This window comes from Mesorhizobium sp. WSM4815 (genome assembly GCF_055811575.1).
On record NZ_JBVVQS010000096.1, the window covers coordinates 245171 to 270615 of the forward strand.

Consider the following 25445-nt stretch of genomic DNA (forward strand, 5'->3'; position numbering starts at 1 on the left):
AAATTACCCGTTCTTGCGCTAAAGTCCGATTGTTGTCGGAGCGGCGCGAAGTCAAGGTGCCCGTGATGAGCTTAGCTGACCCGCAAATTTTATCAAACCCTGAAAGTGGACTGCTCACGTCTGCTTTAGTGCCATGCCTGCTCGCCCGAACGGCGACCGAGCGGATTTCGGTATTCGGGCCCAAAAGCGTCCTTTTCCTCATGCCGGAGAAAGTCCGTCAATGACCAGAATGCTGGCCAGCGTCACCGGCGTCGACGAGGCGGAGATCGCGCTTTCAGGCGGTGCCGACATCGTCGATCTGAAGGATCCGAAGGCGGGAGCGCTGGGCGCGGTGTCCACGCAGATCATCCGCCGGACGATTTCGCTGATCGCCGGCCGGGCGCCGGTCAGCGCGGTCTGCGGCGACCTGCCGATGGAACCGGAGACGATCCGCGCCAGGGCCGAAGAGATCACTGCCGCCGGCGCCGATTACGTCAAGATAGGTTTGTTTCCGTCGGCAAATGTTGCGGCTTGTGCGGCGGCGCTCGCGCCGCTCGCCGCGCGAACGAAACTGATCGCCGTGCTTTTCGCAGACCTGACGCCGGATTTCGAGCTTCTGCCGATGCTTGCCGAACATCGCTTCCATGGCGCCATGGTCGACACGGCCAACAAGGCCAACGGGCGGCTGCTCGACCATCTGCCGCCCGAGCGTATCCCGGGATTCATCGATCGAGCGAAATCGCTCGGCCTCATGGTTGGGCTGAGCGGATCGCTGGAAGCCCCTGATATTCCACGCCTGCTGCCCTTCGCTCCCGATTTTCTCGGCTTTCGCGGGGCGCTGTGCGGCGATTCCGGCCGCGTGGGTTCGATCAGCGCCGAGGCGGTTGCGCAGATCCGCGAACTGATCCCGGAAGCATCCCGGGCCGGCGGCGCGTCGAGCATCGACTACCGCCTGCTGGCGGCGAGGGGCTATTCGCCGGGCACCGACCCGACACTGGGCACCGACAAGATCTTCGTGCGGGACTTTGTCCTGCCGGTCCAGATCGGCGCCTACAGTTTTGAGCACGGCCATACCCAAAAAGTGCGTTTCGACGTGACCGCCGACGTGCTGCAAGTCACCGATCATCCCGAAGACATGCGCCATGTGTTCTCCTACGACATCATCATGGACGGCATTCGCACCATTGTTGCGCGGGGCCACATCCAGCTTAGCGAGGCCCTGGCCGAGCAGGTGGCGACCTACATTCTGGAGAACCCGCGTGTCGTGCGGGTCACGGTAAGGGTGGAAAAACTCGAACTCGGCCCAGGCGGCGTCGGCGTCGAGATCGAACGCAAGCGCCAATCGGCAGGTCGCGGCGTCGCCTCCGGCCCTGCCGGTCGAAAAGACCAAGGCGCCGTTTCCCGGCCGCGACAGGAAAGGCCCGAGGCCATCAGGCGAGCCGCCGTCAAGCCGTCCGTCGTCAAGCTTGGCGGCAGCACCGTCCATGCGGCGGAACTGGAAAGCTGGATCGCGGCGCTGGCGGGTTCCAAGGTGCCGATCGTCATCGTGCCCGGCGGCGGCCTGTTCGCCGACCAGGTGCGCGAGACGCAGATTTACATGGATTTTTCCGACACCGCCGCCCACGCCATGGCGATCCTCGCAATGGAGCAGTTCGCCCAGGTCATCCTCGACCGTGACGAAAGGCTGGCGCCGGCACGGTCGCTGGAAGAAATGGGGCGGGCGCTGGACGCGGGGAAGATCCCGGTGTGGCTGCCGTCGTCATTGGCGCTGCCGGCGCCGGACATTCCGGCGTCCTGGGATGTTACCTCCGATTCGCTTGCCGCCTGGCTTGCCGGCAAGCTCGGCGCGAACGCGCTGCTCTTGATTAAGCAGACCGGCGCCTTCTCCGGCAGCGACACGATCGACAGCCTGGCGGTCAGAGGTATCGTCGACGCCGGCTTCGCCGCCATGCTGCCCGACGGTGTCGATGTCCACCTCGCCGGCCCGAATGATGCCGCCGAGGCCGGGGCGCTGCTCGCGGCAGGCAATCTGCCCGGCATTGCGATCGCGGCTTCGATCCGGTCGGCAAGAAAAGCAGGGTAGGCGATGGCGATGCTGCATACGCCGCGCTGGGCATGGGTTTTGACCGGTTCCGGTCATTTTTTTACGGAGAGTTTTGCACTCATCCACCAGATCGAGCATTGCGATGTCTTTGTGTCGAAAGCCGCCAACGAAGTGCTGCGCATGTACAAGCTCAAGCTCGATTTCCCGGAGACGACGCGCGTGCTGCACGACAAGACGGCGAGCGCGATCCCGGTCGGCGAATTCTACCACGGCGTCTATCATACGGTGGTGGTGGCGCCGGCCAGCTCCAACACGGTCGCCAAATGCGTGCACGGCATTTCCGACACGCTCGCCACCAACGTTTTTGCCCAGGCCGGAAAATGCCGGGTGCCGGCCATCGTCTTTGCTTGCGACACGGCGCCGGAACTCGAAACCATGGCGCCGCATGGGCTGGTCAAGGTCTATCCGCGCAGCATCGACCTGGAGAATACCAACCAGCTGAAGAGCTTTGAGCGAACCCAGGTGGTCGAGTCGCTTGCCGATCTCGAAGCCTCGGTCAGGCGGCGCCACGCCCAACTCGCAAGCCATGGCTGAGCGGCTGGTCTTTCTTACCGGCCATCTGGCCAAGGTCCGGCTGGAAAGGCTGCTGGCCGGACTGGGCGAAACCGAATTTGCCTGGGAGATCATCGACATCGGCGTCAAGGTCGCGGCGCTGATGAGCGAAGACATCATCAAGCGGCGGCTTACCTTGGCAGGCGCCGCCGATCGCGTCATCCTGCCCGGCCGCTATCGCGGCGACATCGAGCATCTGTCGGAGCATTTCGGCGTGCCCTTCGTGCGCGGGCCCGACGAGATCGCCGATCTGCCGGCCTTTCTCGGCCGGGCGGGCGAGCCGCCTGACCTTTCGCGTCACGACATGCGCATCTTCGCCGAAATCGTCGATGCGCCGATGCTGTCGGTCGAGGCGCTGGTGGCGAGAGCACGGACGCTGGCCGCGGCCGGCGCCGACGTCATCGATCTCGGCTGCCTGCCGGAAACACCGTTTCCGTTGCTGGACGAGGCGGTGCGCGAGCTGAAGGCACAGGGATTTCTGGTCAGCGTCGATTCCGCCAGCACCGACGAACTGTCGATCGGCGCAGGCGCCGGTGCGGACTACCTTCTCAGCCTCGATGAGAACACGCTGCCGCTGGCCTTCGACCACAAGGCCGTGCCAGTGCTGATCCCGGCCACGCCCGGTGACCTGGATTCGCTCGGCCGGGCCATCGAAGCGGCACAGAAGGCCGGCGTCGGCTTCCTCGCCGATCCGGTGCTTGATCCGATCCATTTCGGCTTTGCCGCCTCGCTTGGGCGTTTCATCGAGGCGCGCCGCCGCTGGCCTGAGGTCGAACTGCTGATGGGCACCGGCAATCTCACCGAATTGACCGACGCCGACAGTTCCGGCGTTACCGCGGTTCTGGCCGGGCTCTGCTCGGAACTTCAGATCCGAAACGTGCTCGCCGTGCATGTCAGCCCGCACACGCTGCGAACGATCGAGGAGCACGACATTGCCCGCCGCATCCTGTTTGCCGCCAAGCGTGACGGTGCGCTGCCGCGAAGTTACCATCCAGGGCTGCTGCAGGTTCACGACCGCAAGCCGTTCACCGCCTCGACCGAGGATATCGCAGCACTGGCGGCGGAGGTGCGCGACACCAACTTCCGCATTATGACCGCCGAGGACGGCATCCATATTTTCAACGGCAAGGGGCACGCGGTTGCCACGGATGCGTTCGAACTCTTTGCCGGGCTTGGCGTTGAGGCGGATGGAGCACACGCGTTCTATCTCGGCGCCGAACTGATGAAGGCCGAGATCGCGTGGCGCCTCGGCAAGCGCTATGTGCAGGACGAGCCGCTCGCATGGGGCGTTGCCGCGCCGGCTCCCGAAACCGACCGCAGCCGTCTTGCCGAAGCGGGCCCCACGCTTCGCGCGAAGAAGGAGCGCTAAACCATGCCGTTCATTCGCGAATCGATCATCACCACGGTCAACGAAGCCGGCGACGTCCACATCGCGCCGATCGGCATCATCGCCGAGAAGGACGGCTGGGTCATCGCGCCGTTCCGGCCGTCGATCACGCTCGACAATCTCGCCGAAGTGCCGTTCGCCATTGCCAATTACACCGATGACGTGCGCATCTTTGCCGGCTGCCTGACCGGCCGCAAGCATTGGCCGACCGTTGCGGTCGACGGGTTTCCGGTGCCGCGGCTCGCAGCGGCGCTCGCGCATTCGGTCCTCGAAGTCGAAAGCGTGGACGACGATGCCATGCGGCCTCGCCATTTCTGCCGCGTGGTGCAGGAGGAAACGCATGCGCCGTTCACCGGCTTCAACCGCGCCAAGGCGGCGGTGCTGGAACTGGCCATCCTGGTCAGCCGGCTCGGCATGCTGCCGCGCGACAAGATCGAGGCGGAAATCGCCTACCTTTCGATTGCCATCGAAAAGACTGCGGGCGAGGGCGAAAAAGAAGCCTGGGACTGGCTGATGCAGCGTGTCGGCGATCACCTTGCGGCCGAGGATGCCAGCGGCGAGGATGCGCGGGGCTGAACCGGATATGCTGAACCTGGGTAAGCGTCCGGGCCGACGTGGTTTAGCATGGTACACGGTGGCGGTGATCTCAAACGGCGGTGTTCGACCCTTTGCGGTCATTGAGCCCGGTATGCACGATGACCGGAATGGGGCCGAAGCTGACTGGCAGCTTTGAGGCTCGAATTATAAGAAGCGGCCCTTCAGCCCCCCCGCGGGTACCGACGTGATCTGACCCCAATCCGACCATTCCCGCCGCACGATGCCGCCCGAAAGCCGACATTCAAAGGATCCAGCGGCCAAGCGCAGGTTGCCGGAACCGACTCATGAGTGCGCGCGCCGTTTATCCAATCATGTGAGCCACTGGCATGCCCCCAGCGCCGGGCTTGGCCATCAATTCGCAATGAGGTCAGAGATCGAGGCAAACGGTGCCTAGCGGCCGGCTGCAGCAAGCCAGCACATAACCAGCCGCCTTCTCTTCAAGGCTGAGTCCTCCAAGGTCGTCGATCACGACGTCACCTGAGAGCTTGACCGTCCGACAGGTTCCGCAAATGCCCTGCTGGCATGCGGTAGGGATGTAGAGGCCGCTATTGCGCGCCGCATCGAGCAGAGTCTCTCCAGGCGCACACAGGTGCTCCACGCCAGACCGGGCGAAACGGACACAAGTCGGGCCAGCGGCAGCCGATTGAGGAGCCATGGAATTGCCCACGGCGCCGCCGAAACTTTCCTCGTGATACTGGGAGGGTGCGATGCCGATCTCCGCGACACAGGCCCGAACCGTCTGCATAAACGGCTCGGGGCCGCAAACGTAAGACGTGCGCTGGTGAAGGTCCGGAGCCAGCCGCAAGAGCATGGGGCCGTCGATGCGACCGAAAGGGCCCTGCCACGCCGAACCTTCCTGGCTGCAGATGAAGCTTACATCGACATTGGAGAATCGCGCGGCGAGCACCTCCAACTCGGAGCGGAAGGCGATGTCGTCCGCCGTCCGAGCGCAGTGAATGAAACGGATGTCATGGCCAGATGCCCGGTCGGTTAGCGCCCGCAGCATCGACATAACGGGAGTGATGCCGCTGCCGCCCGAAAGGAAAAGCGGCTTCTCGGATGGTAGATCGTCGAAGTTGAAACGTCCGACCGGCCCTTCGATTTCAATGTTGTGGCCCGGCCGGAGATTGTCGTGAAGCCAGTTGGAAACAAGCCCGCCCTTCACCCGCTTCACCGTGATCTGCAGGTCGAGCGGTCGAGTCGGCGGCGACGACACCGAGTACGGTCTCGTTACCCGGGTGCCGTCGATTGTCAGGTTCAGGACTAAATACTGGCCTGCACTAAAGCTGAACATGTGGCCAGAAGCAGCTGAAAAGACGAATGTCTTAACGTCGTGTGTCTCATCGATGACGCGCCGGCAGCGCACGAACTGTCTTGAGCTCTCCGCCCATTGCCGTTGACGCAGCGCTGGAGCGAAATCGGTGGCCGAAAAGGGAGCGTGCGCGTTCATGATTGGACTCTGCTTGACCCGACCAGAATGGCAGCCGGGATACTTTCAAAAAAGCGGCAGATGTCGGCTTTACAATCGGATATTTCGATCTAGCTTTCCATGGACATAACGGCCAGATGGAGCGCGCGAATCCCTCTACGGATGATCGGCTCGTGCTTGCGGCGCGCCAAAATAGCGGTGTGAACCGGCTGCTGAAGCGCGGGCGCGCCCTCGACCACAAAAGACGGCCGCTCGGCGGTATACCGCCGAGCATCGTCACTGCGCATATAGCAAGTGCCACCCATGCGCCGCAGCATCGCTTCGGCGAGCGTTTCCGAGCCCATCGAGAGACGGCCTATCGCCAATTGCGGCAGCGCCTCGGCGTGGGTTTTTTCAAGCGCGACCGTGTAGCCCGGCCGGATATACGTATCCGCGTTGACCTCCGACAGGATCCTGGCCGTCGTAGACACCATCACATATTCTTCAACCATGAGAGGATCGTAGGAGATTTCAGGGAGGTATCGGGGCGCGTAGACCACAGCAATATCGAGGTTTCCCAAGCTCAAGTCGGAAATCATCTGCGGCGAGTAGTCGGACTCTACGTGAATTGACGATTTCGGCAGCACCTGGAACAGAGTTTCCACCCAACCCGGCAATATCGATCGCGTCATCCCGACCTGCGCAGCGACGCGCAAGGTGCCCTCGAACCGGTTGAATGCCCGAACGTCATGGCGGGCCTGAGACCATGTCGACAGCATTGCGCGCGCATAGGCTTCGAAACGTCGCCCCGCCGCGGTCGGTTCGGCGCCGGCGCGTCCCCTCAGGAAGAGCTCCGAACCGATGGCCTGCTCTAGGTTCCTGATGCGGGTACTGACCGTCGACTGCGTAACCCCAAGACGATCGGCCGTACGGTTGAAATTTCGCGACTCCATAATGTCGAGAAAGGTCTCGATGTGATCCAGCTGCATGTCGCCTCGCGATCGAAAAATCCGATCGTATTACCTCAGATCACAAGCTTGATCAAATAATTCCCAAGGCGGAAGCTGCGGTTGAAGAAGCCGGCTGGGTTAGCCGGCCTGCCGCGCCAGGGGAGTTGGTTAGGGTGTTCATAGTCGATTGCGATTGTCACAATTACTGGTCGAGCGCTACGGTGCTCGAGCCCTATCTTTCCGGCGTCTGGAAAGACATGTTCACAGAAGGCGAAAAAACTGGTCCGAGAGGCGCCTTCCCCCACGGTCACCGTCCGTGGTTTCACCCGCAGGATTTCTCCCGGAAGGACGTCAGGCCCGAGACGGAGGCCGACAACTATTTCGTCATGAAAGAAAAGCACCTCGACAAATACAATGTCGGAGCCGCTATCCTCACCGGCGACGAGCCGATCGAAGCCTCCACGCTGGCCAATCCCTATTACGCAAGTGCACTGGTCAGCGCCTATAACGACTACCAAATCGCCGAATGGCTTCCCAAAGACAGTCGTTTTATGGGCTCCATCATCATCGCACCGCAGGACCCGAAGCTCGCAGCAGCCGAGATCCGCCGCCTCGGCAACCATCCGCGTATGGTGCAGGTTCTGGCCTCCCAAGGCTCGGTCAAACCCTACGGTGATCCGTTCTACCATCCCATTTTCGAGGCTTGCGCCGAAGTCGGGCTGCCATTCGCGATCCACCTGGGCGGCCATGGCGGCATCAACTGGAACGCGGTGGCACCGGCTCCCACGACCTTCTTCTGGGAGACGCACGCTATTCTTCACATGTCGGCCTTGTCGCATGTGGCAAGCATGATCGCGCATGGCGTTTTCGAAAAATGGCCGGACCTGTATTTCGTGATCATCGAGTGCGGTGTGGCCTGGGTTCCATCGGTATTATGGCGTCTGGACGCAGATTACAAAGCGCTGCGCAAGGAAACGCCGTGGCTGAAGATGCTGCCCTCGGAGTATTGCCGGCGCAATATCCGCTTTTCCACGCAGCCGCTGGAGCAGCCCGCGAACATACAGCATCTCTGGTCCACTCTCGAAGCGATGGACGGCGAGAACACGCTGATGTTTGCCTCCGACTACCCGCATTGGGATTATGACGATGCCAACACGCTGCACATCCCGCCTGCCTGGAGGAGCAAGATCATGGGGTTGAATGCGCTCGAGGTCTATAAACGCATTCCCCGCACGCAAGCGGCTAATGCCGCCTGACGGGAGCAGACAATGGCTGAGAAAACATACATTTGCCGGGTCGACGAAATCGAGACCGGAACTCCCTACATCGCCAAAATCCGCAGCCTTTCAGTCGGGGTTTTCCGCATCGGAGATTCATTCCATGCCTTGCTGAACGTTTGTCCGCACCGAGGCGCTCCGCTTTGCGAGGGACCGCAATGCGGAACCACGGCGCCGGTCGACCAAGCGCAGTTCATCTATCACCGCGAGAACGAGATCGTGCGCTGCGCCTGGCACGGTTGGGAATTCGACATAAAAACCGGTGCGGCCCTGGTCGATCCGGGCGTACGTGCCCGAACATTCCCGGTCACGGTGGAAGCTGGTGAAATCTATGTAACGGCGTAAGATTTGTGTCGAAAACGCTGAAAATCGAAAGGAGGCAAATCGGCTGAATCCGCCAGATCTGCTCGATAATACCAACAACAAGAATGCGGGAAATCCGCAATGGGAGGAAGCAGTGTCAGAATCTGAATATAAACTTCGCCTGGCGCAAAACCTGATCGGCCGCGGCAAGGTTTCGCGCCGTGATTTCATCCAGCTCGGGCTGGCGGCCGGCCTGACGGTCGCCGCCGGCGACAAGCTCTTCGTGACCGTGGCGCGGGCCGAACCGCAGCGGGGCGGCTTCGCCAAGCTCGGCATGGCACATGGCGCGACGACGGATTCGATCGATCCGGCCGGCTATCTCGACACCTTCACGCAAACCGCCTTTTCGGGTGCCATGTCCAACAGCCTGACCGAGGTCGACGCGAAAGGCAGCATCCAACCGGACCTTGCCGAGAGCTTCGAGACCTCGGACGACGCGACGACATGGGTCTTCAAGCTGCGCAAAGGTGCGACCTTCCACAACGGCAAGACCGTAACAGCGGACGACGTGGTCGCCTCGATGCAATACCACATGGGAGTCGACACCAAATCGGCGGCGAAGTCGCTGCTGGAATCGGTGACCAATATCAAGGCGGACGGTCCGGAAACGATCGTTTTTAAACTAAACAGCGGCAATGCAGACTTTCCCTACATCATGAGCGACTATCACCTTGTCGTCATGCCTGCCAAGGACGGAAAGGCGGACTGGGAATCGGGCGTCCGGACCGGTGCCTTCGTGCTTGAGAACTTTCAGCCCGGCGTCTCGGCCAAGCTCAAGCGCAATCCCAACTACTTCAAGAACGGCAAACCCTATTTTGACGAGGTGGAGTTTATCGCCATCACGGACCTCGCAGCGCGTATGGCGGCGCTGTCAACCGGCGAGGTGGATTATATCGGCCGCGCCGACCTGAAAACGCTCGGTATGCTGAAGCGCAAGCCGAATATCGAAATCCTCGAGGTCACCGGATACGGCCATTACACGCTGCCGATGAACGTGACGGTGGCGCCATTCGACAACCCCGATGTGCGCATGGCGTTGAAATGGGCCATCGATCGCGAGGAAATCGCGCAGAAGATCTTCCTTGGCCATGCAACCGTCGGAAATGACAACCCGATCGCACCGGCGATCAAGTTCGCCATCAATCCGGAGCCGCAGCACAAGTTCGATCCGGAAAAGGCGCGCTTCCATCTGAAAAAAGCGGGAATCGAAAATCTCAAGGTCGACCTTTCGGTCGCCGACGCCGCTTTCGCCGGCGCCGTGGACGCAGCCGCCCTCATCCGCGAGACGGCGGCCCAATGCGGCATCGATGTCAATGTGGTGCGCGAGGCCGAGGACGCCTATTGGGACAATGTCTGGCTCAAGAAACCGTGGTGCGCCTCCTATTGGAGCGGTCGTGCAACGGCCGACTGGATGTTCACGCAGGCCTACTCGGCCGATTCCAGCTGGAACGACACGTTCTGGAAAAATCCTCGCTTTAACGAACTGCTGATCCAGGCACGCGCGGAGACCGACGAGGCCAAGCGCTCCGCGATGTATGCAGAAATGCAGCAGTTGACGCATGACGACGGCGGCGCCATCGTCCTGGTCTTCAACAATTTTGTCAGCGCCAAGTCCAAGAAACTGGCGCATGGCGAGGTGGCGCCGAACTGGGAGAATGACGGACTGAAGATGGCCGAGCGCTGGTGGATAGCCAACGCGTGACGTTCGCCAGGCGAACTGCCCGCGGCGCGGGCGGTTCGCTGTTTTCAGGGGAAAGGCTCGAAGGTACCGCCCATGAACCCGGTCGTTAGAACGGTTCTGCAGCGCCTGGGCCTTGGCCTGATCACGCTCTTCATCGTCTCGATTATCATATTTTCGGCGATTGCCATGCTTCCGGGCGATTTCGCCAAGGCGATGCTTGGGCAATCTGCGACGCCCGAGACGGTCGCTGCCTTCCAGCGCGAGATCGGCATCGATCGTCCGCCGGTCGAGCGCTATTTCGCCTGGGTCGGACAGATCGTGCAGGGGGATTTCGGCTCTTCCTTCGCAAGCCGCACCGGCTACCGGCGCACGGTCGCCGAGATCATTGCGCCCCGGCTCTACAACACGATGTTCCTCGCCGTGATGACCGCCCTTATAGCGGTCCCTCTCGCGCTGGGACTCGGCATTCTCGCCGCTCTCTATCGCAACAGCTGGTTCGACCGTGTGGTGAACACGGTGACGCTGACGACGATTTCGTTCCCCGAATTCTTCGTCGCCTATATGCTGGCCTATCTCATCATCTCGCGCGACACGTTCATCGGAACCGAATTTGCACAATCCCTACCCGAGTGGCTCGCGTCTTCGATCAACTGGGTCCTGAACCTGGTTCCCAAATTTCCGACACTGGCGAATATCAGCGACCAAACGCCGTTCTGGGAGCACGTCTGGCGCGCAGCGCTGCCGTCCATCACCCTGACGCTGGTGATTGTTGCCCATATGATGCGTATGACGCGAGCGGCGATTATTAACATGCTGGCAAGCCCCTATATCGACATGGCGCGGCTCAAGGGAATGTCGCCAATGGCAATCGTTCTCAGACACGCCCTGCCTAATGCCTGGGCGCCCATCGTCACGGTAATTGCTTTCAACCTCGCTTATCTCATCGTCGGCGTGGTCGTGGTCGAGGTGGTGTTCGTCTATCCCGGCATCGGCCAATTGATGGTCGATGCGGTGAAGTCGAGGGATGTTCCGGTCGTGCAAGCCTGCGCCTTGATTTTCGCGGCAACCTACATCCTGCTCAACCTGACCGCCGACATCATTTCCATCGCCACCAATCCGAGGCTTTTGCACCCGCGATGACCAGTATCGAACACGCCGTGGCGGTTCCGAGACAAAGGCGCACGCGCGCCTCGCGGGTAAAAACCGCACTCAGAAAGGCTCCCTTCAGCGCCTGGTTCGGCATCGTGGTCATCCTTGGCTATGTCTTCGTCGCGCTGTCGGCGCCCTGGATAGCGCCCTACGGGGAAACGCAGGTTTTCAGCGAAGCCTTCGCGCCCTGGAGCCAGGAATTCATCGTCGGGACCGACCAACTCGGCCGCGACGTGCTCACCCGGCTGATCTATGGCGCGCGCAATACGGTCGGCATCGCTCTCGCGACTACGCTTCTGTCCTTCGCGGTCGGCGTCACTCTCGGCTTGCTGGCCGCGATGTACCGGGGTTGGCTCGACCAAATTTTGTCACGCGCGGTAGACGTGCTGATGTCGATCCCGAGCCTCATCTTCGCGCTGGTGTTGCTATCCATCTTCGGTTCCTCGGTCACCAGCCTGATCCTCATCATCGCCCTGCTCGATTCAACCCGCGTATTTCGGCTGGCGCGTGCGGTCGGGCTGAATGTTGCCGTCATGGAATATGTCGAAGCCGCGCAACTGCGTGGCGAAGGGCCGAGATGGATTCTGACCAAGGAGATCCTGCCCAACGTGCTGCCGCCGCTGATCGCGGAATTCGGTCTGCGCTTCTGTTTCGTTTTCCTCACCATCGCCGCGCTCTCCTTTCTCGGCGTCGGCATCCAGCCCCCGACAGCCGACTGGGGCTCGATGGTGCGGGAAAACGCCACCCTCATCACCTATGGCGACATCACTCCGCTCTTGCCGGCAGGCGCGATCGCCCTTCTCACGGTTTCTGTGAATTTCGTTGTCGATTGGTTCCTGCACACGACAAGCGGGTTGCGCGATGAAAAGTAAGGATTCTGGCCCACGCGAAAAGGGAACGAAACTCCTCAGCGTTCGCGACCTTCACGTCGAAGGGTTTTCCGACGAGCGCTGGCACCCGATCGTTCGCGGTGTGGATCTCTCGCTAAAGCGCGGTGAGGTTCTCGGCCTCATAGGCGAGTCCGGCGCCGGAAAATCCACCATTGGGCTTGCCGCGATGGGATATGCCAAGCCAGGTTGCCGGATAACGCAAGGATCGATCCTGTTCGACGGGATCGACCTCCTCGCCATGAGCGAAACCGCACGGCGGCGGCTCCGAGGCTCGCGCATCGCCTATGTCGCGCAAAGCGCGGCCGCCTCCTTCAACCCGGCCCACCGGCTCCTCGATCAGACCGTCGAAACGGTCGTGGCGCACGGGATCGCCAGTCGCGAGGCAGCGAATCGGGATGCCATCGAACTTTACCGGCGTCTTCACCTGCCGGATCCGGACAGCATCGGCTTCCGCTATCCTCACCAGGTCTCCGGAGGGCAGTTGCAGCGGGCAATGACCGCGATGGCTATGGCCTGCCGGCCCGACCTGATCATCTTCGACGAGCCGACGACGGCGCTCGACGTGACCACACAGGTGGAGGTCCTCGCCTCGATCCGCAAGATTGTCGAAGAGTTCAACACTGCCGCGATCTACGTCACGCATGATCTGGCGGTGGTTGCGCAGATGGCGGACCGGATCATGGTTCTGCGCCATGGCCGTACTGTGGAGGAGGCCGAAACACGCCAGATGCTTGCGGCGCCGGCCGAAGACTATACGAGGACGCTCTGGGCGGTGCGAAAGCTAGCCAAACCCGAAGTGCCGGCCGCGGACCATCTGCTCACGATCGATAACATCACCGCCGCTTACGCAGGGAAAGTCAAGGTTCTGCAGGATGTATCGATCAAGGTGCCGCGCGGACGGACGGTAGCGGTCGTCGGTGAATCTGGTTCCGGTAAATCAACGCTCGCCCGCGTCATCACCGGCCTGCTGCCGCCGGTTTCGGGCTCGATCTCATTTGCGGGGCATCGTTTGCCAAGAACACTGAAAGAGAGGCCCAAAGACATTCTGCGCCGCATCCAGATGATCTATCAGATGCCTGACAACGCGCTCAATCCGCGTCAGACCGTCGAGGAGGTCATCTCCCGGCCACTTGAGTTCTATCTCGGCCTCAAAGGGGCGGCGTGCGACCGCCGCGTTGGCGAACTCATGCACATGATCGAGATGGACGAAAGCTTCCTCGACCGTCTGCCGGGCGAACTCTCGGGCGGTCAGAAGCAGCGCATCTGCATTGCCCGGGCGCTGGCTGCTAATCCGGAGCTCATCATCTGCGACGAGGTGACCTCGGCCCTCGACCAGATCGTACAGGAAGAGATCCTGAAACTTCTTATGCGGCTCCAACAAGAATTCGGAGTCAGCTACATTTTCATCACGCACGACATCGCGACGGTGCGGGCAATCGCAGACGAAATTGTCGTCATGCATCACGGCAAAGTCGTCGAGCAGGGGCTCAAGACCGAAATCCTGACGCCGCCGCATGCTCCGTATACGGAACTGCTTCTCTCCTCCGTGCCGGAGATGGATCCAGACTGGCTGACGAGGCTGCTGGAAACCCGGGAGCGCAAGCGGGTCGGCGCGGCGAACTGAATCCCAACGTATTGACCGCCTGGCTCCAGTTCTCGCGCGAACGTCGGTTATGCCGCAACCGCGACGTCCAGAATGGTCGCAACAATGTCTGCTTTCAGGCAGTAGCAACGGCCATCTCAATGGTCGAAGTGAGGCGATCCACGCCGGCTAACTCGTGAACCACGCGGCATGCTGCCGGTGCACCAGTGAAGCCAATGATCGAAAGTCTCATGCCGCGTTGGTAACTCGGCTGGAACTAAAGACGCCACCCGCCATGCCCCAACCCAACGCGGTTGATCTCGTTTGACCAGCCATCTTGCTGGTCGGGCTCTTAGTCGTATTGGCACTCGTGGTGGGCCACTAGAGCCCCCGATGATACGATGTCCGGCAGATGAGGGGCTCATCACTCCTGATCCCACGATGCAACAGCAGCTAGGACCGGCCATATTTGTTACGAATGGTGTCGATGTCGGATTGATCGCCCCGGCCTCGTCGTTCCAGAAAATGAAGGAGCAACGATATGTCTGAAAAGGAAGTCTTGTCTGTTATCCGGGGCCAGGAAGACGCAACTGCCAAGGGGGACGCCCGCGCCAACGTTGATGCCATGGACCCGGATGTCGTGGTTTTCGATCTGCCGCCGCCGCTTGCCTATCGAGGCGAACAGGCACGCGACATCGAAGGGATAAATGCTTGGTTTGCAACTTGGCGCAACGGCGTCACCGTTCACATGGCTGACCCGCAGCTCATGATCGACGGCGATCTTGCAGTGGCCTTCGGGCTGTCGCGCATGACTGGCATTAAGACCGATGGCACAAAGGTCGACTCCTGGAGCCGGCGAACCATCGTGCTAAGGCGCATCGCCGGTTCTTGGAAAATCATCCACGAACATGCCAGCTTCCCTATGGCAATGGACGGAAGTGGGCGCGCTGTGACGGATCTCTTGCCGTAGTTCCGGAACGCTTAACGTCCTCAACAGGGATGTCGGCTTTCACGCGGCAAGGGTTCGTAGGTGAACGGTCGATTTGGCGGCGCGCTGCTGACAGTCAGCCTTGCGGCCGTTGGCGGGCTTGCGGCTTAGAGGCTGAATGTCAGAAGCGTTCGGGAGCCTATATCCGTTCCCAAAATCGCACATTGAGCGCAACCAGCGGTTCTGACCCTAAGCTGCCGTTTCACCTTGGAAGTTCGGGCCGGGTGGGACAGCGGACGTTCCGCGATATCCAAGTCATATCTTGCAGGAAAATGACAAAAGCCCGGAAGCAGTCGATCCTGGGTCGATCATGTCCTTGTCTGATCAGGGATTATGATGACATCGCTGCGTCGGCCGCCTCGGCGGCGCGCCGCCTCAACAGGGCATGTTCCCGCCTGTTGCCCGCCAGCGCCGCGGCTGCTTCGAACGCGGCGCGCGCCTCCTCGTAGCGGCCGAGCTTGTGGAGGAGGTCGCCGCGAACGCTCGGCAGCAGGTGATAGCCTTTGAGCGCCGGCTCGCGCGCAAGGCGGTCTACGATCGCCAGCGCCACTTCTGGGCCCTCGGCCATGCCGACGGCAACCGCGCGGTTGAGGTCAATGATTGGCGAGCGCACGACAGCCGCCAGCTCCGCATAAAGTCCGGCGATGCGCGACCAGTCGGTATCGCCCGCTGTCCTCGCCTGAGCGTGGCAGGCGATAATCGTCGCCTGGAGGACGTAAATGCCGCCGGCTCCGCCTAATCGCGTGCTCGCCCGAGCGCCTGCATCCCGCGCCGGATCTGGAGCTGGTCCCAGAGTGCGCGGTTCTGGTCCAGCATGAGGATTGGCTCGCCCCCTGCATCAGTACGCGCCGCCGTGCGCGAGGCGTTCAGCTCCATCAGAGCGAGCAGTCCATGGGCTTCGGGCTCGTGCGGCACGATGGAGGTGAGCACGCGGCCCATGCGAAGCGCTTCATTGCAGAGCTGGGGGCGCAGAAGATGAGGTAGACGACCTCCAGCACCGAGGAGAGCCGCTTTGAGAGCTCCTCGCCGCTTGGGGTCTCGTAGGCCGGCCCCGATTCCGAAAGCGTCCGCTTCGCGCGCACGATGCGCTGGGCGATTGTCGCCTCCGGCAGCAGGAAGGCCCTGGCGATCTCCTGTGTTGTCAGACCGCAGATCATCCGCAGTGCCAGCGCCGCGCGCGCCTCGTGCGACAGTCGCGGGTGACAGGCGGTGAAGATGAGCCGAAGCAGTTCATCGCCTATGTCGTCGTCCAGGGCCGAGTCGAGGTCGGGCATGGCCTGCTGCTCCTCCTCCATATCCCAGGCGATAATGTCGTGCTTGCGCTCGAGCATCCGGCTGCGGCGCAGATGATCCAGGGCCCGGCGCTTGGCGGTCGCCATCAGCCAGGCGCCGGGTTTTTCCGGAACGCCTGTGGCAGGCCACCGCTCAAGGGCGGCCAGCAGGGCTTCCTGCGTCAAATCCTCGGCCAACGGCACATCGCGCAGCATCCTCGCCAGACTGGTGATCAGCCGGGGCTGCTCGATCCGCCACACGGCGAGGATCGTGCGATGGGCGTCGGCGACCGTCATGGCCGCCGACCGCGTCTGCAGGAACGTCGCCTCAAGGGCCGGCAAACGCGCGGACCTCGCACGTGCCCTCCCAATCCGGCATGAAATCCTTGTGGAGCTGCATGAACTCGACCGCCGATGCCACAGCCTCTTCCTTGTTCCGGAACTCCATGATCGCGTAGCCGCCGATGACCTCCTTCGCCTCGACGAACGGGCCATCGATGACGCTGAGCTTCCCATCGGCGATGCGCACCTGCGCGCCCATCGCGACCGGCGTGAGCCCGCCCATGTCGACCATGCGGCCGGCCTTGATTTCCCGGTCGGCGAGCTTGTTCATCGCCTCGATGAGTTCCGCCGTTGGCGGTCCGGCGTGGGCGGAAGTGACGAACGACATGAAGCGCATTTGAGAACTCCTCCTGAGGCGAGCCGCGGACGTGGTGGCCGCTGAACAGTCTCGCTAATAAGTCGACGAACCAGCCCCCGGCGGATCGACATGCGCTTTGAATAAAATCACGCCCGGGCTCTAAAGACGATGGGCGAGTGAACAGGGTCGATTGACCAACCCCATCTAACGTCCAACGTCGTGAGTTCCGTTGCCGCGTTATTTTGGCGCCTAGGAGGCTGGTTCTAACTTCCGCCAAGGGGTCGACTTCCGCCGTTGGACGTCCGTCAATTTAACGGCCGGTTCTGACCCATTCGAGACCTTCATTCTCGGCGTTGCGAATGGCAGCAACGCGCCTGAAGTCGGTCGTTAATCGCCGGCCCCTGATTGCCCGAAAGCGGACATCTTAGCGAGGCAGTAGTAGAATCCACCGTCGTACGTTGATTTGAGCGCCGGCTTTCGTGCAAATGCTAGCAAGGTGAGTGCGCTGTCGTATGACAGGCCAAGCTGTTCAGCTGCTTTAGGCACCGTTTGCCCTCCAGTTTCGGCGGCCCGCTTGTGCCACGAACCACCTTGGCTATGAGCCCTTCTTGTCGTAGCTTCATGCGGCAACGTAAGCGTGTGCAGAGGAGGCGCGTTCGAGATGCGGTGTCTGATCTGGCTCCTTTCGACCCTTGTGCTTTTGTCGGTAACGCTTGCATCTGCCGTGTACGCCGCCGGCAACAATCCGAAACTCACGCCACTCGTCGCCGAGATCATCGCTGCTCCGCACGTAGTTCCTGGCTCGGACGGCAAGCGCCACATAGTTTACGAAGTCGCGGTGACCAATGTCACCGGCGGTGATGCCCGTTTCGAGAGGCTCGCAGTCATCGATGCTGACAGCGGGGCAAAGCTTGCAGAACTCGGCCCTGATGAACTGGCCAGCCGCGTCACGCCGGGGGCGAGCCGCGGCAACGAAACCCGCGAACTGACGGCGTATCAGTTCGCTGTCATTTTTATGCACGTTGCCTTGGCTGAGGGGGCGGCGGTCCCGGCTCGCATCACCCACGAGGTGACTGCGCATTTCGCAGTCATAGGCGCTGAGATGACTCTGACACTAGGCGAGGCTACCGTTGTCGCTACGGCTCCCGTGATACTCGGACCTCCGTTGCGCGGCAACGGCTACGTCGCCGCCGACGGCTGCTGTGATTCCATCCGCCACGTCCGGGCGCTGCTGTCGCTCGACGGCAAGTTCCATCTTGCCCAGCGCTTCGCGATCGACTGGGAGCAGCTCGACGACAAGAATACGCTGGTTGTGGGCGACCTCAAAGTGCCGGCCAACTACCACATCTACGGCAACCCGATCCTCGCGGTTGCCGACGGTACGGTAGTCGGGACTCGCAACGACTTGCAGGACCAGGTCCCCGGTGCGCTGCCTCCGAACCTGCCGATTGATGAGGCCGACGGCAATTTCGTCGTGCTCGACATTGGCTCAGGTCTGTTCGTCAATTACGCGCACATGCGGCCGGGCGGTGTTAAGGTGAAGCTGGGCGACAAAGTACGGCGTGGCGACCAACTCGGCGAGGTTGGCAACACCGGCAACAGCCAGGCGCCGCATTTGCACCTGCATGTCATGGACAACGCCTCTCCGCTGGCTTCGGATGGCCTTCCCTACGTCTTCGACCGCTTTACCATCACTGCGGTCGACGAAGCCGGCACAGAGGATTTCGACAAGGCGGAAGCGACGGGGTCGCCACTGACGCTGACGCCGCGCTCGCCTCCTCAACAGCTAAAAAATGTGCTGCCGCTTGACCTCTCCGTCGTTACCTGGCCGCAATAGCGCAGAGCGCGATACCCATGACCACAACCCGCATGATGTCCTTCCGCCTCCTGCTCGCGGCTGCTTCTGTTGCCTGTGCAACTCCTGCTACTGCCGATCCGCTGCTGGACGAATCGGTCGGATTCGCCGGTACTTTCGCTTTCATCGGTTCAGGTGCGCCCGGTCTTGTGATTGCTGCCGTTCGGAACGGTGAGACTGCCTTTGCCGGTTTCGGCGAAACCGCTCGTGGGTCAGGCATCGTGCCTACTGCCGACACGATGATGCGAGTCGCATCCATCTCGAAAGCTGTCTGTGGGGACGTTCTCGCCAGTTTGGTTGCAAAGGGAGAAATTGGCCTGGGGGACGCGGTTCAGTCGCACCTGCCTGATGGGTTTATCGTGCCAGAAAAGGACGGCCGGAGGTTGCGGATCATCGACGCCGCCAGCCAGACATCCGGCCTGCCCCGAGAGATGTCGCAGACCGGTGGCACGCCAGCCAATCCCTATGCCGGACATACCCATAAGGCCATGATCGAGGCGCTGAAAGGCGACCCGTTTCTTTTTGCGCCCGGGACCGGTGCGCTCTATTCGAACTTCGGCTTCGATCTCCTCGGATTGGCGATCGCCGGCGCAACCGGCAAGCCCTATGCCGCCGTATTGGAGGAACGGGTTTTGCGCCCGCGCGGCATGGTGGATACCGTTTTCAATCCCCGCCCGGGCGATGAGAAGAGGCTGATGCAGGGCCATAATTTCGATGGCACCCCGCTTCCGTTCGTACCGACGCCGGTGACGATGGAATGCGCATCGGGACTCTACACGACGCCCAACGACATGCTGAAATGGATCGCCTGGCATCTGGCTCAAGGCGGTCCTGAGGATGATGCACGCCGGATCATCGACCACGCCAGCCTGGTCCGGAGGGACGGGCTCTCGCCGGTGCTGGGGCTCGACGACGGTGGGGCGCCGATGGATGCGATGGGATTGGGCTGGGTGATGATCGAAGCCGACGGCGATCATCCGTTGATCCTCCACAAATCCGGGGGCCGGCAGGGCATGTTCACCTATGTAGCCATCGCCCCGACGCGCCGCATTGCCGTCTTTGTGGCGATCAACCAGTTCAGCGCAGGGGGCTTTGCTTCAATGGTGAAGCAGGCGAACGAACTGATATACCAACTCGCACCGCGCTGACTTTCATTGAGGGCTTCGAGATGACCGGTTCCAGCTACAGGCGTTTCCTCATCTCCTCCGCCATGGCTGGTTGTCTCTTCGCGGTTCCTCAGGCAGACGCCGAGGATCGCCTATTGGAGGAAGCCGTTGGCTTCACCGGCGTCTTCGCGTTTCTCGGCTCCGGCGCACCGGGTCTTATCATCGCCGCCGTTCGCAATGGCGAAACGGCCTTCGCCGGCTTCGGCGAAATCAGCAAGGGTTCGGGCAAGACGCCAGACGAACATACGCTGATGCGGATCGGATCGATTTCGAAGGCCTTCTGCGGCGATCTCATGAGTGGAATGGTTGAGGACGGAACGTTGGGCATTACCGACCCACTTGCCGTTCATCTGGACAAAGGCTGGACCGTCCCGGAATTCGAGGGCCGTACGCTCCGGCTAGTTGACCTCGTCACCCAGGCATCCGGGCTGCCGCGCGAAGTGCCGAACCAGACCGGTGGAACTCCGGACAATCCATTTACGGGTAACACCTATGAGCTCAGCAGGACCGGGCTTGCAAAGGGCAGTCCCTATCTTTTTCCACCGGGCACTGGCGCCCTCTATTCCAACTGGGGATACGACCTGCTCGGCCTTGCGCTCTCCAATGCGGGAGGCAAGTCCTACGGGCAGCTTCTTGCTGATCGGGTGCTCGTTCCGCGCGGCATGACCGATACCAAACTTAACCTCGAAGAAAGTGACAAATCGCGGACCATGCAGGGCCATTTCTTCGACGGCGCCCCTATGCCGTTGGTGCCTACACCGGAAACGATTGGCTGTGCCGGAGGGCTCTACAGCTCCGCCGCCGACATGCAGAAATGGATGGCCTGGCACCTCGACCAGGGCACCGCCGACGACACATGGCGAACCATCAACCATGCCGGCTGGCTCTGGCGCGACGGCTTGTCGCCGGTCAGTGGCCTGGATGATGGAGGGCCGATGGGCATGATGACCCTAGGCTGGGTCGGTTTGCTGCCCAATGACGACAAGCCGTTGATGCTCAACAAGTCCGGTGGCCTGCAAGGTCAGTTCAGCTATGTGGTGATTGCGCCGACGCGTAGTGTTGGCGTCTTCGTCTCCATCAACCAGTTTAGCATCAGCGGGTTTAACGGGATGGTCGAGGCAGCCAACGATCTCATCGCGCAACTCGCGCCCAGATGATGCTGGAAGAAAGCCGAATGTCGGTAGGCGCCGCGAGCTTAATACGAGCCGATCAACTGGAATAGGAAGCGGGTGCCGGTATCGGTCAGACCTTGGTTATCTTCGAACGGTATGGCAACGAGCGCCCTACCATTCAGGTGCTGCCCGAAGGCAGCCCTCGCACCGATGCCGGCCGATCCTAGCTCAGCCTCGGTATATTCCACGCCGATATCGTGGTTCCAAACCGCCCCATAGTCGACGAATGCAAACACATTCAGGTTCGAGATCGGCAAGGTTTCCGGGAGTTCGATATTTCGTCCCAGTTCCAGCGACGCTGCTATGCCGCTGTCGCCTGACGCCGCCGAACCATCGAAAGCCAGGCCATAAGGATCGCCGCCGAGCACGAACTGGACCGACGACGGCACAGCGGTCGGCGCGTATTGCGCCGCTACTCGGAAGTGGGCGACCGCCAGTGAGGCGATTTCCGTGGTGAGGTCGAGGTCGGCTCGGAAAAACCTGTAGTCGTCAGGGACGCCTGGACGCGGCGCAAGCGGATCAGTACTGCTGCTCGCCCCAAGACCGTCGAGGCCCTGACCGAAAATACCGGTTAGTGTGACGGCGCCATTTTCCAACTCACCGACATACTTAAGGGACGCGGCCAGCCATCGGAGGTCCTCGTCGGTTTGCGTTTCACCGCCCGCAGCCAGCGAGTTGTTCTTGAAGTTCAATTCGAGGCGGCCAAACAAGCTGTGTTCGATTGTCCGCAGCAGCGGGTAATTGGCATACGCGCTGCCGAACGTAGAGGCTATATCGAGATCAAGCGGTGCGAGGTCGGCGCCGGGCTGGGATGAAACGTAGCCTAGGCTGTATCCGAAATGCAGTCCGTCATACCCAATCGGAACATCGAGCGAACCCAGCACGAACCTTAATTCATCCGGAGTGTCTGGAATGGTCACCCCAACGATGTTTGCCACGTCGAAAAGCCTCAACGCATCGTTTAGTGTGCCGGTGCCAGACACCTGATAAGGACCAACGGCATCGCTACCAAGATTGTCGACAATGACGTTCGCGCCAGTCCGCGTGAACCCAACCTCGAGTTTTAAGGCGCCCCCGGCGGAAGGCGTCTCAGGACGAATGAACGTGCCTTCGATGGTAAGGCCGCCAAGATCGCTCATCAGAAGGAGTACCCGCTCGGCTTCCTTGATCCGGATGGGCCGCATGGCGACGATGCGATCGATGTAAGGTTTTAAACGCCGTTCAATATCAGGCACGGCGCTGTCGATGATGACCTGGCGTACGTAGGATTCGTAGAGGACGATGACGACGTTGCCCGATGAAAAGTCCTGCTCAGGAACAACCGCCCACGAAAAATATCCCGCCTTTTGGTAGATTTCGTCGATCCGTTCGGCAATGGCGTAGAGGTCGCCAAGGCTTATCCTTTTGCTCAACTGGTAGGCCCACGCTTGCTGCAACTGTGACGCCGGCACCGTCACGGCGCCGCGAACCGTTACCGACCTCAAGGTGAATAATATTCGTTCGGCTTGTTCGGGTGGCGTAGTCTTGCGCGCGTCGGGGACCGAAAGGTCGATCGTTCCAGGCTTCCTCGGTGCGGAATAGCGTCGGACAGTCTCGTTCTGATCCGAGATCACCGAGTCGATCTGCTCGGGAATTGTTTGGCTAAGGCTGGGCCCGACAATGAAGGCACTGATCGCAAGACAAATCGATAGGCAACGCACTGCGTCGGACCATCGGGACAGCGCCTTGCGACCAGGCATGTCAAAACTCGCTGAACTATCGTGGCAGGGAAATCAGCGGTAACTCTGAATTGGTTTAGCAGTATGCCGCGGGTCCGTCACTGGCAAAAAATACCGTCAATGGCCGAGTAACGCGCAGACAGCCTGAGCCTGAACCTCCCTCAAGTGCTCAATCAAGGCACCTGTGGGCTCGGCAGCGTTCAGCGTGGTAGTGACCGAGCGCGTACCGTCGGCGTTGGACGCGGCCCACTGCGTATAGCCCGGGAAGTCGCCAGTATGGCCGTACACGACGCCGCACGGCGTGGTGTAGCGGAACAGTCCTAGGCCAGCCTCATTCGTCCCTGGTCCGGGCGGGCTGGAATCTCCTGATATGAACTGCATCTGCTCCTGCTGCTCGGCAGCGCCGAAAAACTTCAGCGCAAGGTCAGCCCGTATGAACGTGGACAAGTTTTCAGGAGTCGACACGATCGCACCAGATGCCCACGCGCCGCTGGGGCTGACAAAGTTGGTCACGTCCTCTGGCTGGGATCCGGGCTCAACGGCGTAGCCGTGGATGTAGGGCGTCGGCAGCGCGATTTCCGTTGTCGGGAAGCTAGTTTGCGCGAGGTTGGCAGGACCAAATATCATCTCTTGCAACAGTGCCTCGTAAGGTTTGGAGGTCACTTCTTCGGCAATCAGCCCAACCACGATATTGTCGGTGTTTGAGTAGGCATACTTAGAACCGGGGGCAAACTCGAGCGGATCGTTGCGGACCCAGTCGATGATCTTTCTCGGCTCGACGTAGCCTTGGGGATCTGTCGCCACTTGCTTGGCCAAGCCGTCGGATCGCAGGTAATCAGGTAACCCGCTGGTGTGGTTTAGCATGTGCCGAAGCGTGATCGCGGACCATGCCGCCGGCAGCCCGGGCAAATGTTGGCCGATAGTCTCGTCGAGGCCGATCCGGCCAGTCTGGACGAGATGCAGGGCAATGGCCCCGTTGAAGGCTTTTGAGACGCTGGCGATACGCATGTATTGATTGACCGCTGGCGCTACATCCGAGGACACATTGGCGCGGCCCGCACTGAGTACGGTTAGGCGGCCGTCGCGGTAAAGAGTTGCTATCGCACCTGGCGGCCCACCCTCAGTCTCGACTAGCTGCTGCAGGCCGTGTCGCACCGCTGCATCGGTTGTGGCTGACCGCGCGGCCGGCGGAGGGGGCGTGGGTGCGGGGCGTTCGGCATCGGAATGCTTTATATATCGGCCGGGATCCATTTCCTCCGGCGCCACGATGACCTCGTCGTTAACGCCAGAGTCGATGTATTCATCGGTAATGGAAAAGCCTGCCAGAAGCTGCTTTCCCGTGAGAGGGTACCAGGAGCCGAATTCGTGTGAGTATGCGGCGATTGCCAGCAAGGCCAGTTGCCGGTTGTCATATAAGTCGATTTCATAGCCTTCCGCCAATTTGCCGCCTGAATATTTTTTGTAGCCGTCAATATACGCATCACGAGGATTGTCGCCGCGGTACTTGTCTACGATGGCGCCAATGGTGACCTTGTCCTTCTTGCCCCCGAAATAGATTTTGCGAAGAAGAAAGCCCCAAGCGGCTACCCCAAACTCAGGAGTCTCGTAAACGGCGGTCTGGTTGCCGTACCTGTCGGGCAGCGTGCAACCCACATACCCTTTCATGCTATCTCGCTGCCATCTCGAGATGTTGATGGCGCCGGGATTGTTTGTTCGAAGCGCCCGTCGAGTGAGCGTATCGGACGAACTGTAGCGGGCGTCTGGCACGCTGCTGAAGAAATTGCCAATCCCGATCAGGCTCCTGAACCTGAATTCTATATCGTCAGGATATTTCGCAGAATCACGAAATGGAGGAGTTAGCTTGCGAGTGTGACCGGCGTCCCAAAACGGCAACCCCATCGCTTTGCCTGTCTCAATGCCGACCATGCCGTCGACAGGCATCCCACTATTGGCCTGAAAGGACTTCACCGCGCTCACTGTTTGCGAGCCGAACAAGCCATCGATCACAGATGCATAAACTGCCTTATCCGCCAGCACGCTCTGTAGAAGCGCAACTCTGCGATCAGGAGCGTTGCGTAGGCTCTGCCTGAATATGGGGCCGGCGGGTTGTCGTTTTGGGTTCGGTTGGGGCTTGCTGGCTCCTTCGCTCGGTGCGGAACGATTGCCAGAGGACCCGCAACTCAAATAATCCGTTGCGCTAGCTTGCTCCAGGCTCTCAAAAGCGGAGGTCGGACCACATAACGATGCAAAGAGAATGGCAGCCGAGCAGTACGCACTCAGCTTGAGATAATGGCCGACCGTTTGGCGACTTCGCCGGACGCTGGTCAATTCCTCGATGTTCGACATGTCGTCTGACCTATGGCGAAGTCTTGTGCACCATCTTCAATATCACTTGATGAGTGCGTAACGGAAGCAGGGTTCGATATACAGGCTGCAGCGATGTCAGGCAGGCCTCGACGTCGCCGACAGACGCAAGTCTTGTTCGCGAAAACTACCCCATCGCAACGCCCGAAGTCGGCGGCCTGCTGTCGGACAACGTCAATACCAGGGCGGCAACAGTCCGCTTCTGAATAATTGACTTGAAAGCCGCCAGTCCGCTCCCGTGAAGAGTTTCGGGCGCCGGCAGGCGTACGAAAGTCCCCGAGGAAGGAACCCGCGGGCCACAGGCGATGGCTATGGGGATTTCGGATTTCGGCAGATGTCGGCGATGGCGCGA

General features: G+C 60.9%; 19 protein-coding genes and 1 pseudogene. 14 read left to right on the plus strand and 6 right to left on the minus strand.

Annotation, left to right across the window (positions count from 1 at the left end; translation table 11 throughout):
- The first annotated feature begins 220 nt into the window (after nucleotides 1–220).
- The 4 genes from AC0L2B_RS19595 to AC0L2B_RS19610 are packed head-to-tail and all read left to right on the plus strand — an operon-like array spanning nucleotide 221 to nucleotide 4598.
- On the plus strand, nucleotides 221–2062 hold the full coding sequence (locus tag AC0L2B_RS19595) for a (5-formylfuran-3-yl)methyl phosphate synthase (protein WP_473746491.1): 1842 nt from the start codon (nucleotides 221–223) through the stop codon (nucleotides 2060–2062).
- 3 nt (nucleotides 2063–2065) lie between these two features.
- Nucleotides 2066–2617, plus strand: a complete 552-nt coding sequence (locus AC0L2B_RS19600; protein ID WP_473746492.1) for a flavoprotein — start codon at nucleotides 2066–2068, stop codon at nucleotides 2615–2617.
- Nucleotides 2610–4004: a DUF6513 domain-containing protein gene (locus AC0L2B_RS19605; protein ID WP_473746513.1), complete on the plus strand. Its 1395-nt coding sequence runs from the start codon at nucleotides 2610–2612 to the stop codon at nucleotides 4002–4004. Before AC0L2B_RS19600 ends, AC0L2B_RS19605 begins: the two co-directional genes overlap by 8 nt.
- A gap of 3 nt (nucleotides 4005–4007) precedes the next feature.
- A complete protein-coding gene (locus AC0L2B_RS19610) occupies nucleotides 4008–4598 on the plus strand; it encodes a DUF447 domain-containing protein (protein WP_023797719.1) in 591 nt (196 codons plus the stop codon).
- 388 nt (nucleotides 4599–4986) lie between these two features.
- Here the strand turns inward: AC0L2B_RS19610 and AC0L2B_RS19615 are convergent, their stop codons facing one another.
- Nucleotides 4987–6069: an FAD-binding oxidoreductase gene (locus AC0L2B_RS19615; protein ID WP_473746493.1), complete on the minus strand. Its 1083-nt coding sequence runs from the start codon at nucleotides 6067–6069 to the stop codon at nucleotides 4987–4989.
- Between the two features lie 89 nt (nucleotides 6070–6158).
- Nucleotides 6159–7016, minus strand: a complete 858-nt coding sequence (locus AC0L2B_RS19620; RefSeq protein ID WP_473746494.1) for a LysR family transcriptional regulator — start codon at nucleotides 7014–7016, stop codon at nucleotides 6159–6161.
- 134 nt (nucleotides 7017–7150) lie between these two features.
- Here AC0L2B_RS19620 and AC0L2B_RS19625 point away from each other — a divergent pair, with 134 nt between their 5' ends.
- From AC0L2B_RS19625 to AC0L2B_RS19655, 7 genes are all read left to right on the plus strand, one after another.
- Nucleotides 7151–8233, plus strand: coding sequence for an amidohydrolase family protein (locus tag AC0L2B_RS19625; RefSeq protein WP_473746495.1), 1083 nt, complete (start codon nucleotides 7151–7153; stop codon nucleotides 8231–8233).
- Between the two features lie 12 nt (nucleotides 8234–8245).
- The gene (locus tag AC0L2B_RS19630) at nucleotides 8246–8599 is read left to right on the plus strand and encodes a Rieske (2Fe-2S) protein (RefSeq protein ID WP_023797723.1); all 354 of its coding nucleotides are present in this window, start codon (nucleotides 8246–8248) and stop codon (nucleotides 8597–8599) included.
- 112 nt (nucleotides 8600–8711) lie between these two features.
- On the plus strand, nucleotides 8712–10319 hold the full coding sequence (locus tag AC0L2B_RS19635) for an ABC transporter substrate-binding protein (protein ID WP_287219623.1): 1608 nt from the start codon (nucleotides 8712–8714) through the stop codon (nucleotides 10317–10319).
- Nucleotides 10320–10391: 72 nt separating this feature from the next.
- Nucleotides 10392–11438, plus strand: a complete 1047-nt coding sequence (locus tag AC0L2B_RS19640; RefSeq protein ID WP_023797725.1) for an ABC transporter permease — start codon at nucleotides 10392–10394, stop codon at nucleotides 11436–11438.
- Nucleotides 11435–12319: an ABC transporter permease gene (locus AC0L2B_RS19645; RefSeq protein WP_023797726.1), complete on the plus strand. Its 885-nt coding sequence runs from the start codon at nucleotides 11435–11437 to the stop codon at nucleotides 12317–12319. The genes AC0L2B_RS19640 and AC0L2B_RS19645 overlap by 4 nt, the downstream gene beginning before the upstream one ends.
- Nucleotides 12309–13961, plus strand: coding sequence for an ABC transporter ATP-binding protein (locus AC0L2B_RS19650; protein ID WP_473746496.1), 1653 nt, complete (start codon nucleotides 12309–12311; stop codon nucleotides 13959–13961). The genes AC0L2B_RS19645 and AC0L2B_RS19650 overlap by 11 nt, the downstream gene beginning before the upstream one ends.
- Before the next feature lie 499 nt (nucleotides 13962–14460).
- On the plus strand, nucleotides 14461–14889 hold the full coding sequence (locus AC0L2B_RS19655; protein ID WP_236377519.1) for a YybH family protein: 429 nt from the start codon (nucleotides 14461–14463) through the stop codon (nucleotides 14887–14889).
- Between the two features lie 349 nt (nucleotides 14890–15238).
- On the opposite strand, the pseudogene AC0L2B_RS19660 reads toward AC0L2B_RS19655, so the two are convergent.
- Nucleotides 15239–16475 (minus strand): annotated as a pseudogene (locus AC0L2B_RS19660) (RNA polymerase sigma factor).
- Nucleotides 16476–16506: 31 nt separating this feature from the next.
- Entirely contained in the window at nucleotides 16507–16857 is a 351-nt protein-coding gene (locus tag AC0L2B_RS19665) for a YciI family protein (RefSeq protein WP_027156019.1), read from the minus strand.
- 685 nt (nucleotides 16858–17542) lie between these two features.
- On the opposite strand from AC0L2B_RS19665, the gene AC0L2B_RS19670 reads away from it, so the two are divergent.
- From AC0L2B_RS19670 to ampH (AC0L2B_RS19680), 3 genes are read left to right on the plus strand one after another with little or no spacing between them, the layout of a single operon-like run.
- Nucleotides 17543–18655 carry a M23 family metallopeptidase gene (locus AC0L2B_RS19670; RefSeq protein ID WP_473584414.1) on the plus strand — a complete coding sequence of 371 codons (1113 nt, stop codon included), beginning with the start codon at nucleotides 17543–17545 and terminating at the stop codon, nucleotides 18653–18655.
- 17 nt (nucleotides 18656–18672) lie between these two features.
- Nucleotides 18673–19821 (plus strand): D-alanyl-D-alanine-carboxypeptidase/endopeptidase AmpH, encoded by a 1149-nt coding sequence (ampH, locus tag AC0L2B_RS19675; RefSeq protein ID WP_473493150.1) that lies wholly within the window; start codon nucleotides 18673–18675, stop codon nucleotides 19819–19821.
- 20 nt (nucleotides 19822–19841) lie between these two features.
- On the plus strand, nucleotides 19842–20996 hold the full coding sequence (gene ampH, locus AC0L2B_RS19680; RefSeq protein ID WP_473746497.1) for a D-alanyl-D-alanine-carboxypeptidase/endopeptidase AmpH: 1155 nt from the start codon (nucleotides 19842–19844) through the stop codon (nucleotides 20994–20996).
- 38 nt (nucleotides 20997–21034) lie between these two features.
- On the opposite strand, the gene AC0L2B_RS19685 is transcribed toward ampH (AC0L2B_RS19680), so the two are convergent.
- Both AC0L2B_RS19685 and AC0L2B_RS19690 read right to left on the minus strand, forming a co-directional pair.
- Nucleotides 21035–22750: a ShlB/FhaC/HecB family hemolysin secretion/activation protein gene (locus AC0L2B_RS19685; protein WP_473746498.1), complete on the minus strand. Its 1716-nt coding sequence runs from the start codon at nucleotides 22748–22750 to the stop codon at nucleotides 21035–21037.
- A gap of 96 nt (nucleotides 22751–22846) precedes the next feature.
- On the minus strand, nucleotides 22847–25075 hold the full coding sequence (locus AC0L2B_RS19690; protein WP_473746499.1) for a serine hydrolase: 2229 nt from the start codon (nucleotides 25073–25075) through the stop codon (nucleotides 22847–22849).
- Nucleotides 25076–25445 lie beyond the last annotated feature (370 nt).